Source organism: Aeromonas veronii bv. veronii (assembly GCF_000820225.1).
Classification (GTDB): domain Bacteria; phylum Pseudomonadota; class Gammaproteobacteria; order Enterobacterales; family Aeromonadaceae; genus Aeromonas; species Aeromonas veronii.
In genome coordinates this window covers 24,501-36,776 of sequence record NZ_CDDK01000013.1, presented here as the reverse complement: position 1 = coordinate 36,776, position 12,276 = coordinate 24,501, and the positions used below count along the sequence as shown (strand labels likewise).

Genomic DNA, 12,276 nt, shown 5'->3' with positions numbered 1-12,276 from the left:
TCTAGCCCATCAGGGGCTGGCGGCATAGTCTCTCTGGCGCCGTAACCGTGCTGGCAGGCGGGATTGGCCACGTTTTCTGCCTCGTTTTCTGCCCCTGAACGGGGTATTATGACCAACCATTTTACTCACAGGCAGTGGTTAGAAGATGCTGAAGATATACAACACACTCACTCGTCAAAAAGAAGAATTCAAACCTATCCACCCGGGCAAGGTGGGCATGTATGTGTGTGGTGTCACCATCTACGATCACTGTCATATCGGCCACGGCCGCACCTTCGTCGCCTTTGATGTGGTGGCTCGCTATCTGCGTTACGCAGGTTACGACCTCACCTACGTGCGCAACATCACCGACGTGGATGACAAGATCATCAAGCGCGCCGCTGAAACCCGCGTCACCTGCGACGAGCTGACCGAGCGTCTGATCGGCGACATGCACGCCGACTTCGACGCCCTCGGCATGGTGCGCCCGGATATCGAACCGCGCGCCACCCAGCACATCGAAGAGATCATCGAGCTGGTGCAATCCCTGCTGGAAAAAGAGCACGCCTACGTGGCGGATAACGGCGATGTGATGTTTATCGTCGAATCCTACGCCGACTACGGCAAGCTCTCCGGCCAGGATCTGGAGCAGCTGCAAGCCGGTGCCCGCGTTGACGTGGTCGATGCCAAGCGCAACCCGCTCGACTTCGTGCTGTGGAAGATGTCCAAGCCCGGCGAGCCAACCTGGGAAAGCCCCTGGGGCCCGGGCCGTCCTGGCTGGCACATCGAGTGCTCCGCCATGAACTCCAAGCACCTTGGCAACCACTTCGACATCCACGGCGGTGGCTCCGATCTGCAGTTCCCGCACCACGAGAACGAGATCGCCCAGTCCTGCTGCGCCCACGGTGGCGACTACGTCAACACCTGGATGCACAGCGGCATGGTGATGGTGGATAAAGAGAAGATGTCCAAATCCCTTGGCAACTTCTTCACCATCCGCGATGTGCTGGCCCACTACGACGCCGAAACCGTCCGTTACTTCCTGATGTCTGGCCACTACCGCAGCCAGCTCAACTACTCGGAAGATAACTTGAAGCAAGCCCGCGCCGCGCTGGAGCGCATGTACACCGCCCTGCGCGATCTGCCGGTGGCCGCTGCTGCCGGTGGCGATGAGCAGGTAGCGCGCTTCAAGGAAGCGATGGACGATGACTTCAACACCCCGGAAGCTTACTCCGCCCTGTTCGATCTGGTGCGCGAGATCAACCGTCAGAAAGCGGAAGATATGGTCGTTGCCGCCGCGCTGGGCGCCCGTCTGCGCGAACTGGGCGCCGTGCTCGGTATCCTGCAGCAAGACCCTGAGGCTTTCTTGAAGGGTGACGAAGCGGACGAAGAGGTTGCCGAAATCGAGCGCCTGATCGCCGAGCGCAATCAGGCCCGTGCCGACAAGAACTGGGCCGCGGCGGATGCCGCCCGCAACCGTCTCACCGAGATGGGTATCGTGCTGGAAGACAGCGCCGGCAAGACCAGCTGGCGCCGTGCCTAAGGCCGGTGGGCCTTGTTGGCGTCTGGTGCCAACAGGTTGAGCCAATAAAAAACCGCAGCCCTTGGGCTGCGGTTTTTTTGTGGTCTGCAGTGAAGCTTCAGCATCTTTCAGTCTGATCCCCTCGCCCCTTGGGAAATAGAGATACTAAAAAATTCGTATTCGCATGGCTTGTTAGATTAAGGACGTAAGCTTTTTAGAGCTTCAATTTTAAATTTTTGCAATGGAATATCTTGAGGGCTAGCATTTAAATCAACATTTAATAGTAAACGGATTCTTTCTGGGTTACTTAAAATATCATCAATGTGTGTACCACCCATACTTTTATATAGTTCAATACGTTCCCTCATATCCAAGAATTTTTTCTTAATATTTTTTAGATTGTAAACTCCTTCAAGTTCAAAAATAACTGAATTCTTCAATAGCTTAGGGCAATTATTATTAATACCTACAGTTATTCTTGACGATTCTGGTGAGTTGAATGGAGTGTCAGGTAATACACTGAATTGAAATATATCTATTTGCTCCACTGAATCTCTTTTAGGGTGGAAGTGTTCAAGCATATCAGATTCTTTTTTGAAAGAAGAGTTGCAGCGATAGCATGATGGAAGTAAGTTATTAATTGATAATGCTAGAAATGGATATTTTGATTTTGGTAGGAAATGATCCAGTGCTGGAATATAAGTTTTTCTTGCAGTTCTAACAATTTCAACAGAATCATATGCACAGAATGGACATGGTGTTAGATTGTAAGATTCAATAATTCTCTCGTTAAATATCCCTCTGAAAGTGTCATAGTCAAACATACTAAATGGGGATTGAAGCCATGGTGAAAAATTTTCTATATATTTTTTAGTTATTTTATATCGTGACCTCTTAAAGTTTTGTATCTTTTTAAGAGCGGTGAGTTTTTTCCCAAGAGCATTTGCTGATAAGTTATCTTTGACATAGCTGAATGGGTTTTCTTGATTACCTGGATTAAGATTAGTAATTTCGTCAAGAACCCGCGTAGCTTTTAAAATAATAAGTTCTTCATTTCCTCTGACGTCAATATCTTCTATGTCAGTTAGATTTTCATTTATTTGCGAGTAGTATCTATAAGGGTGGTATCGTTCTGCAAGCTGCGGCAGTGTCGTATAAATGTGATCTGCAATATTCTCTAATTCAGTTGGAGATGCATTAATTAAAGACATGATGTTGTCATTGCTAAATAACTCGTTAAATATATTCCTATGATTTTCTGGTATCTGTTCGGAAAATGCTCTGACATAAGGAATAACATTAAGTCTAACATGTTGCTCGATCTCATTTATGAGATTACGGTTTAGATTGGCATTAATATGTATCATATCCGCTCCAAAAGACTTCTAATGTTGTTGCTCGATATTCTAGATATAATGTCTATGTCATCTTGAGTTCGTGTGTTTTTGTTAAGTAATCTAGTTAGTGTGTCATTCGTTATTTCACCATAAGTAGACGAAATATGCAGACCTTGAAGATATAGATCTGTGATCTGTGTTGCATAGCCAGGTGATTCACTAATGAAAACAACACCATTATCTCGCTTGCTCAAACTAACAATGTTTTCTGGAAGTAAATCACTGATTACTATGGGGGAGTGGCTGGTAATAATAAATTGAAACTTCTCTGCAACTGACTCTGTAGATATTAATGATATTATCTCGCTTATTATTTTTCGTTGCCATTCCGGATGTAGATAGATATCAATCTCGTCCATCAAAATTATATGGTTAGTCACGCCCTTAGTCTTTTGAATATATCTGAATATATTTGCAAGCAGCAGTGCTTTTGCAAGTTCTCCAGAGCTCAAACCATCCCAACCGTATTCAAAGGCATCATTCAAGTGATATTTAGAACGTTCCAGACCTTCCATTATATATTGAATCTGGTTTGGCTCGGAGTGTATAAAAGTCGTTCTGTCTGGAAACTCATCAATGTTATGATAATTTTTATTATCATAGTTGCTCAGGTTTACAATAATGTTATCTATTGCTGTGATATTATTTTTAAGCGTCAAATATGTATTTTCTTTTTCTGGTCGAAATGAATTTGATCTACGAACATCATCACTCCATTTATCTATGTTATCAATGTACTCTTTCTCCCATAGGTCAATGCTTGTTAAACTAATGCCATGAGTTGAGAATATATGTGCTAGAAGTATCGCTGCAATTTGAACTTGACTGCCATTAATTAACTGAGGATTATTTTTTGCAATTTGTGAGCTGATGCTTAGAATAAAGTTATTTCTAACTGAAATACCATTATCATTCTCATAAGATATAAATGTGTTCTTTATGTCATGAATGTTTAAATTTTTCTTCAAGAGTAATTCATTTAATATTTTGTGTGTTGCCTTATCTCTTTCAATATTATAAAAGATCTTTGATAGTTTTTGGTCGTCAAGTTTGTATAGTGTGATTTTATATTTTGGTCTTAATTCATTTTGATAATATTTAGATGATGAGAAAAAGTTCGACAATATTTTATTTTGATAACGTCTATTGGCTTTTGTGCTTTTATAAATAGATGGAGTAAGCGTTGATACAGTGCCCATGTTTTTATTTAATGATGAAAATGGCTCGGAAATGTTATTTATTTTCGCAATGCGCACATTGCCATCTAAATATTCATGTAAAATTTTATATTTTTTATCGGCATTTACATCTTTGGGTGCATAGTATCTAGTATGGATCTCATATTCATTTTTATCGTTATACCAGACCATGAATAGTTGCTGATTTGGATCTGTTCCGTCAGAAGAAATTAAATCCAAAATACTTGTTTTTCCTACACCATTTTTTCCTATGATGGCTTGAAATGATGAACCTTTATAATAGGTATCTATGGTTGGTGAACTTGCTATTGATAGAACGCCGCCCACATGCTCGCATTTGAATCCACCATGTAATATAATATTAATATTCTTTAGGTGTTTATATGATTCTACATATATGTGTATTAACTTCAATTTATATTCCTTGATAATGGTTCTTTCGACATAGAGTGATTTTATTAGGGCCGTGGGTTCGATTAGCTAAGCGTAATTGGACGTTCGAGAAGTAAGGGGTTATTACGATGAAATATGCACTTTCGGGTATCCAATATATAGCTATTTTCCGATAGGGATATGTGCCGCTTGCCGTTGTACTCACCATGATTTTTTCCACCTATGCAACCATGTCGATGACACCTGTTGTATCTGAGCGACAATCTGATCTCGCCACGGGGTGGGCGAAGGGTTGGTTCTGAGATAAGGATCCCCATTTGTTATCCCGATAACACGGGGATGGGAGCAGTACACGAAGTACATTACCCGCTATTTCTAAGTACGGTTTTCAACTTTCCAATGGTCACCTTCACTAGATGGTTTATTGTTTTTATCACCATCCATACATCGGGTTACTTTATTTTTCCCTGTACCCATTATAAGCGGGAACCAAATAGGATTTTGATCTTTGGTAAGCATAAAATAGACTGGATCTTCAATGGTTACGTTTTGTGGCTCTTTTGGGCTGCAAAGTAAAAAGTGAGGCCTTACATTTGGCCATGTATCTTCATCGCCGAAAATAGCCTTGAACCTCTTGTTTTTACTGTTTAACTGAGCGTTGCTAAAATAGCTATCGCCTTTAGCTTCAATCATCACAATATGGGTTGTGTTTTCGTGATCAACAAAAGCAAGAAGAAAATCGACATCCTCTTGAGTGCCTGATATTTGCAAGTCCACCTTTTTATTATTGTCGATGAAGTTTCGTGGGAATGTTTTTTCATCATGTTCTTGGGTGAGAAACAGGCTGGCATAGATCCAGTCAAGGTGATAATCCATAGCAGCAAAGTATTCACTGGGGATTGTGATACCGATGAGCCTAGATATCTCATCAAGCTGTATTTTATCCATGCGAAATTCTGGGTTTCCCAGCATTTGACCAATTAGGTAAAACCGCTCTTTTCGGTTAAACGATTTCAAATTATCAATTAGGCTGTTGCTCATATCAATCTCGAAAATGTATCTTGTCTGATAGGAAATAATGCAATGGAAATCGGTGTATATCGTAGGGTGTAATGAACGAAGTGAATTACACCTCTATCTCAGATCGGCATGAATCCTGTATCTGATATTTTCCTCGGGGCTATGGGTCGGGTGTTGCCCCCTGTTGTTCGCCGAGGTGAGACCGTTTGTCCAGGCCGCGAGGCAGGACGCCGAGCGAGCGCCGCTGGGTCATGGGCCAAACCGGTATTGGACGAGAAACGCTCGGCCCGGTTTGGCGCAAGGACATGGATGTCCGTAGCGGACTTTGACCGACGCCATGGATGGCGAAGGTCAAAGCCCATCGGCGCGTGCCGTGGGACAAACGGGTGAACCGAGGGAACCCGACGCAGGAGGGCGAACAAGTGGGGGTGGCCTTTCTTTTGGTGACTTTTCTTTGGCCACGCAAAGAAAAGTCACTCGCCAAGCCGCGCAGCGGCGGCGAAACCCCGTCGAGGGCAACGCCCTCGTGTCCTGCATGACGAAGTCATGCCCATCAGGCTAGTGACCCCTCACCCTAGCCCTCTCCCGCAAGGGGAGAGGGGACGGTTACCTTGGCGCAGGGGCGGGAGACCGGCTGGTCTCCGCTAAAGTCGCTACCGCCCCTGACTGTCGCTACCAGATTGCGCCGTTGACCATTGATCTCGGAAAAGGGGTCAACAGACGCCCGTCGCCATATTACGGAGCCAGAGTGGTCTTATCTATGGTTTTGATGAGCTAACTATCAGAAAAGAGTGGTTTTTTGCGCTGGCACAAACTTTTATTAATTAGCGATTAGTTGTTGGTTGTCGGGCTTGGAGCTGGCAGGGCGGTGGGGGGACGCCGCGAGAGGCGTGCAAACGGTAAAAAAAGAGTGAAGCGCAAACAGTAAAAAGCGAAGGGGCCCGCAGTGGGCCCCTTGTTGTTGGTGCTCGACGCGGCGCCGCTATTTGGCGGCGGGGGTTGGGAAGTATTTGCTGTGCAGCAGCGGGTATTCGCTGCTCGCCAGCACCTGGGTCAAGCCGGTCTGGAACTCCTTGACCAGTTCGTCGCTCACCGGATGGCTGAAGGCGAAGCAGAACTGCTCCGAGCTCAGTACCCACTGCTCCTTGAAGCGGGCGGGATCGAGTTTTTGCTCGACGATCAGCTGCTCCATGGTGGTCTTGTTGGTGGAGACCAGATCGACCCGGCCGGAGGTGAGCATCTTGAGCGCCTGTGCCAGCCGGTTGGCGGCCATCAGTTTACTCTCGTCAAAGCCGTTGTTGAGCAGCAGTTGCTCCCCCACATCTGCCCGCACCGCCCCGATATTGAACGCCTTGGCATCGTCGAGTTTGGTGATGGTGATATTGCGATCGGCCAGCCCCACCAGCACGATCTCGGCATACCCGATGGGGCAGGCCCACTTGAACAGGGGGTCCCGCGCCTGGGTGCGGGCGGTGGAGAAGAGCACCGCATTGGGCTTTTGGGTCAGCAGGTAGTAGCCGCGCGCCCACGGCATGATGGTGACGGGCTGCGCCGGTGTATTGGTCTTTTTCCATACCAGTTGCAGCAGTTCGACCGCGAGGCCGGTGGGGGCGCCGCTGGCATCGGCGTAGTTGTAGGGTTTGTAATCTTCGGTGATGTAGTGCAGTTTGCCGAGCTCAGGACTCGCCTGTGCGAGGGTGGCCAGCAGCGCCCCGGCCAATCCAATCCATGGTTTCATTTTTGCCATCCTGATCAAGGGAATATCTGCTCAAGTGTGACCAAGCTGGCCGATTTCGCCAAGGCGATGGAGCATGTTTGGCAAAAAAGCGCGGGTGCACAGTCCCATCCCGCGCCCAATGTCGGCGGCGATCGGGGCGTTAGCGCAGCGGCAGGTATTTGGCTTGCAGGGCCGAGAAATCCGCCGAGGCGACGACATGGGTCAGCGCCTGCTGAAAGAGGGCGACCTCGCTGTCGGGCACCTGACGGCTGAAGGCGTAGCAGAGCGGTCTGGCATCCAGCACGAAGGCGACATGAAAGTCATCCGGCTTGAAGCCCTGTTGCTGCAGGGTTTGATAGCCCGCCAGCTTGTTGGTCGCAAACAGATCGGCACGACCTGAGGTGAGCATTTTGGCCGCCTGGGTGAGGCGGTTGGCCAGCATCAGCTGGCGCTCATCGATACCGCGTTCGAGCAGCAGCTGTTTGGAGACGGTAGAGCGCACCACGCCGACCTTGTAGCGGCTGATCTCGGCCTCCGAGCCGAGGGTGATGTTGTCCGCCTTGCGCCCCAGCAGCACAAACTCCGAGTGATCGATGGGGCAGGCCCACTTGAAGAGCGCTTCCCGCTGCGGGGTGCGGGCGGTGGCAAACAGCACCACATTGGGTTTTTGTTGCAGCAGGTTGTAGCCTCGGGCCCAGGGCATAATGCGGATGGGCTGGGGCGATACGCCGCGCGCTTTCCAGATAAGTTGCATCAGCTCCACCGACAATCTGGTCGGCATCCCTTGCTGGTCGCTGAAATTAAACGGGGGAGAGATTTCGCTCAGATACTCGAGTTTGCCCGGATCGGCCTGCGCGAAGGTGGCCCACAAGAGCAGTAGCAGATGAGGTAGGTGCCATGTCCGCACGGGAAAGATCCTTCGCAATCAACTATGTAGCCCAGTTTGACTGCTTGTGGCGGGAATAGCTAGCTACCTCTATTGCATCTTTCATCAATAAAATGGGCAGCGAACTGCTGCCCGTCGGGTGAGTGAGTGCTCAGCGCACCGGCAGGTATTTGGCCTGCAATTTGCGAAACTCTTCCGAGGCGAGGGCGCGGGTCAGGCCCTGCTGAAAGAGGGTGATCTCGCTGTCGGGCACCTGACGGCTGAAGGCGTAGCAGAGCTGCTCGGCGCTCAGCACCATGGCCACGTTGAAGTCGTCGCTGCTCAGCTTCAGTTCGCGGATGGCGTCATATCCCGCCAGCTTGCTGGTGGCGAGCAGGTCGGCGCGGCCGGAGAGCAGCATCTTCAACCCCTGCGACAGGCGGTTGGCCGGGATGATGTTGTTGTCATCCATGCCGTTGTTGAGCAGCAACTGATCGGCGGCGTCCGAGCGCACCGCGCTGATCTTGTACTGGCTCATCTGATCGAAGGCGGTCAGGGTGATGTTCTGCGCTTTGCGGCCCAGCAGTATGTACTCCGAGTAGCCGATGGGGCAGACCCACTTGAAGAGATCCTCCCGCGCCTGGGTGCGGGCGGTGGAGAAGAGCACCACGTTGGGCTTCTGGGTTAGCAAGTAATAACCTCGCGCCCAGGGCAGGATGCGCACCGGCTGGGGCGTCACACCGCTGTGTTGCCAGATCATCTGCAGCAGATCGACCGCAAGGCCGGTGGGCTGGCCTTGCGGATCGCTGTAGTTGTAGGGGGGGTACTCTTCGGTGAGGTACTCGAGCTTGCCCAGATCAGCCCGGGCCGTCGAGGCCCAGCAGAGCAGCAACAGATGACAGATCAGCCATATCCTCATTGGGAACATCCTTAGCGATCAACCTTCCCTTGAGTGTGACCATGAACAGAGTAAATAGCCATTCACTGCCGTTACCAGCGGGCGCGGGTCTGCCCGATGGGCTGGTAGGCTTCATCCCGCAGCCCCACCAGCAGGGTCTTGCCATCGGCTTGCAGCCTGAATTCGCCGTAGCGGGCCGCTTCGTACTGCTCCGCCGTGCCCTCTTCAAAGAAGTAGGCATCGGGGCCGATCTGCCACTGCCGCTCGCTCTGGTGCACCTGCAATAGCCGCTCATCGCTGGCGAGCCGATCCGGTTTGCCATCGGCCACCAGACTGGCCACCTGATGGGCATCGAGGCGGATCACCAGGGTGTCGCTGCCCTTGTTTTGAGTAGTTTGGGCGTCGCGGCTGGTCAGCTCGCGGGCAATTTCGTAGTTGAGCCGCATATAATCCCCCTGCATCAGGGAGCGGGGATCGACCGGAGCGAGCCGCAGCAGCACCACTTCGCCGCTGCTCATGGCGTGCTCATAGCGCCAGACGGTGGCATTGATGCCTGCCAGGATGGCGAGGCCGCTCAGCAACAGGGCGAGTTGTCGGGTGACGGGTTTCATGAGTCGCTCCTTGCCGCGAAGGTGATGAGCCGCTGGCGGGCACCCAGTAGCAGGATGCCGGAGCCCAGCAGCAGCCAGGATTTGGTCATCAGGGTGAGCCCCAGATCGTAGTAATAGAGCGAGCCATAGCCGAGCAGCAGCAGGGCCGAGAGGGTCATCAGCCCCAGACTGCCAGCATAAAAGCCGAGGATCAGCACCAGTGCGCCTGCCCCCATGCCGGGGATGATGGCACTGATCAGCACCAGCGGCAGGCCAAACAGCAGGGGGAGCTTGAGTTTCACCATCACCGCCAGCAGCAGAGCAGCGCAGAGCAGGGGATTGAGCCAGAGCGGCAGGCGGGACAGCCCCAGTTCGTCCAGCACGCTGCTGCCGCCATCCCACAGCGGGTGGTGCAGACGGCCCAGCACCAGCAGGGAGAGGGCCAGCCCCAACGTGATGGAGTGATAGAGCTGGTGGCGCTCTGGATCCCTATCTGCCCGTAGCCAGCAGAAGGTGATGGCCGCCATCACCAGCGGCAGGGCCAGCAGTTGCAGCCCGAGGCAGGCGAGGCCAAGAGTGAGCAGCAGGGCCGCCGCCACGCTGTGAAACAGCCGCACCAGCCAGTGATCGAACAGCACGGCGATGGCAAGGGAGAGCAGGCACAACCCAAACCAGAGCAGGGTGTGATGAAGATCAAGCTGATCGAGCAGGCCATAGAGCAGCCAGGCATCGGCCGCCAGGGTAAGGGCCAGCACGAATTGATCCCAGAGATCGCCGCGCTGGCTGCGATTAAGGGCGTAGGCACCCGCCAGCAACACGGCCCCCAGCAGCAAGGCGCTGTTGGCCTCGCGGGTCAGCTGCTCGAAGGTGAGAAACAGGAAAAAGAGCAGGAACAGGGCGGCAATCCAGCCCACCAGCCCGAGCAGAAAGCGGCTCGACCAGTGGGGCTGGGTATCACGGGGCTGATCCCCTTCCACCAGATTGGCCTGTTGCAGTGCTTGCCAAAGGGTCAGATCACTCATGAGACCTCCGTTGTTGTTGCAGCCAGCGGGCGGCGGTGACCGAAAGGCCGATGGCAATCAGGCTCAGCAGCAAGAAGCCGTTGATGTCGGGCTCCATCCACTTGCCCAGCGCCGCGAGGATGACGGCAATCAGGCTGAGGCACCCCATGGCGAGTCCGGCGATAAATCTGTGATGCCAAAGGGCATAGGCCGCGGCGAGCCAGCCAAGCCAGAGCGGCCACACCAGCGCAGAGGCGGCATCAAACAGCGCTAGCAGGGTGAGCAGGGTGGCCCCCAGACCGGCAGCCAGGCCCGCCAGCCAGCCTGGCATCAGGCGCCAGCGGTTTGGCGCCAGCAGAAGCAGACCCCAGAGGGCGGCGTTGAGCAGGGTAAGGCACCAGCCCAATCCCTCTTCATCGAAGGTAAAGAAGAAGGTGAACAAACCGAGCCGCCAGTAGAGCACCAGCGCCAGCTGGCCGAGCAGCCAGCTTAAGGTCCAGAGCAGGGGGCTTTGGCCAAATGCCGCCAGCGGCACCAGCATCAGCGCCCAGGTGGCGAACAGCTGCCAGGGATCGGCGCCGGTCTGGTAGGTCTGACCCACCAGCGCCAGCAGGGCGCCGATATTGAGGGCGATAGCGAGCAGCAGCGCCTGACGGGGGGTATCCCCCAGCGGTTTGCGCCACAGCAGAAGCAGCATAGCGAGCAGCGGCGCCTCCAGCAGGGCGAGGCGGGAGACCCGGCCCAGCTCTTGCCAGTTGAAGGCGACGAAGAAAATAAGGCCAGCCCCGATACAGAGGGCGCCGAGCCAGAGCAGCAGCCGGTCAAACAGCCACTGCCAGCGCGCTGGATGGGGGGGAAGATCGGCGAGGGTCAGGGCGTCCGCCAGCTTCTCTGGCGCCAGCCGTCCCTGTTTGACCCATTCGAGAAGCGTCTCTCTTGATATGTTGTGCATGGGGGGACTCCACGAGGTTTGCCCCATTATGGCATGAGGTCCCCGCAACCGTGCACTGCCCCTTGGCTGTAGGGCAGGTGGTTGCGACAGCGGGTTACGCACTAGACAAAGCAGCAAACAAAAAAGCCCTCTGAGGGGGAGGGCTTGAGCAGCGGAAAAGGCGATCAGGCAAAGATCAGGGTGCTCACCCCGAGGCCGACGAAGAGGATGGCGCAGGCGATGCGGATCCCCTTGAGCGGCAGCTTGTCTGCCCCCAGCTTGCCGATCAGCACCACAGGCACGTTGGCCAGCATCATGCCGAGGGTGGTCCCGGTAATGACCTGCACCAGCGAGTCATACTTGGCGGCCAGTAGCACGGTGGCAATCTGGGTCTTGTCGCCAATCTCGGCAATAAAGAAGAGCACGAAGGTGGCCATAAAGGGGCCGTATTTATCGAGCGGGCTCTCCTCGTCATCCATCTTGTCCGGCACCAAAATCCAGATAGCCATGGCGATAAAGGCGATGGCGACCAGCCAGGTCATTATCTTGGGATCGAGCCAGCGGCTGATGAACTCGCCAATCCAGGCAGCGCCCGCATGGTTGAGCAGGGTAGCCGCCAGCATGCCGGCGATGATGGGCCAGGGCTTGCGAAAACGGCAGATGAGCAGCAACGCCAACAGCTGGGTTTTATCGCCGATTTCGGCAATAGCGACGCTGAGGGTTGAGGTTAACAAGGCTTCCATAAAAATGACCGGGGGACGGAA

The 12,276-nt window shown here is 52.6% G+C and carries 11 protein-coding genes; 1 reads left to right on the top strand and 10 read right to left on the bottom strand.

Going from position 1 to position 12,276, the window contains the following annotated elements; genetic code table 11:
* The first annotated feature begins 145 nt into the window (after positions 1-145).
* Positions 146-1,522 (top strand): cysteine--tRNA ligase, encoded by a 1,377-nt coding sequence (cysS, locus tag BN1139_RS04915; RefSeq protein ID WP_005350938.1) that lies wholly within the window; start codon positions 146-148, stop codon positions 1,520-1,522.
* A gap of 176 nt (positions 1,523-1,698) precedes the next feature.
* Here cysS and BN1139_RS20820 read toward each other — a convergent pair whose 3' ends face one another.
* The 10 genes from BN1139_RS20820 to BN1139_RS04870 all read right to left on the bottom strand — a co-directional run bounded on the left by BN1139_RS20820 (position 1,699) and on the right by BN1139_RS04870 (position 12,255).
* Positions 1,699-2,868 (bottom strand): hypothetical protein, encoded by a 1,170-nt coding sequence (locus BN1139_RS20820; protein ID WP_005350939.1) that lies wholly within the window; start codon positions 2,866-2,868, stop codon positions 1,699-1,701.
* Positions 2,865-4,511, bottom strand: coding sequence for an AAA family ATPase (locus BN1139_RS20815; RefSeq protein WP_013723848.1), 1,647 nt, complete (start codon positions 4,509-4,511; stop codon positions 2,865-2,867). Before BN1139_RS20815 ends, BN1139_RS20820 begins: the two co-directional genes overlap by 4 nt.
* 354 nt (positions 4,512-4,865) lie before the next feature.
* Entirely contained in the window at positions 4,866-5,531 is a 666-nt protein-coding gene (locus BN1139_RS04905) for a hypothetical protein (protein WP_005350941.1), read from the bottom strand.
* Positions 5,532-6,492: 961 nt separating this feature from the next.
* A complete protein-coding gene (locus BN1139_RS04900; RefSeq protein WP_005350945.1) occupies positions 6,493-7,248 on the bottom strand; it encodes a substrate-binding periplasmic protein in 756 nt (251 codons plus the stop codon).
* Between the two features lie 139 nt (positions 7,249-7,387).
* The gene (locus BN1139_RS04895; RefSeq protein ID WP_005350946.1) at positions 7,388-8,134 is read right to left on the bottom strand and encodes a substrate-binding periplasmic protein; all 747 of its coding nucleotides are present in this window, start codon (positions 8,132-8,134) and stop codon (positions 7,388-7,390) included.
* A gap of 130 nt (positions 8,135-8,264) precedes the next feature.
* On the bottom strand, positions 8,265-9,011 hold the full coding sequence (locus BN1139_RS04890; RefSeq protein ID WP_005350949.1) for a substrate-binding periplasmic protein: 747 nt from the start codon (positions 9,009-9,011) through the stop codon (positions 8,265-8,267).
* A 71-nt stretch (positions 9,012-9,082) separates the two neighbouring features.
* Entirely contained in the window at positions 9,083-9,601 is a 519-nt protein-coding gene (locus tag BN1139_RS04885) for a GDYXXLXY domain-containing protein (protein WP_005350951.1), read from the bottom strand.
* A complete protein-coding gene (locus BN1139_RS04880; RefSeq protein WP_005350954.1) occupies positions 9,598-10,602 on the bottom strand; it encodes a DUF4401 domain-containing protein in 1,005 nt (334 codons plus the stop codon). Before BN1139_RS04880 ends, BN1139_RS04885 begins: the two co-directional genes overlap by 4 nt.
* Complete coding sequence (locus BN1139_RS04875; protein ID WP_005350967.1) at positions 10,595-11,533, bottom strand: DUF2157 domain-containing protein; 939 nt, start codon at positions 11,531-11,533, stop codon at positions 10,595-10,597. The genes BN1139_RS04880 and BN1139_RS04875 overlap by 8 nt, the downstream gene beginning before the upstream one ends.
* Before the next feature lie 164 nt (positions 11,534-11,697).
* Positions 11,698-12,255, bottom strand: a complete 558-nt coding sequence (locus BN1139_RS04870; RefSeq protein WP_005346773.1) for a TMEM165/GDT1 family protein — start codon at positions 12,253-12,255, stop codon at positions 11,698-11,700.
* Between the last annotated feature and the right edge of the window lie 21 nt (positions 12,256-12,276).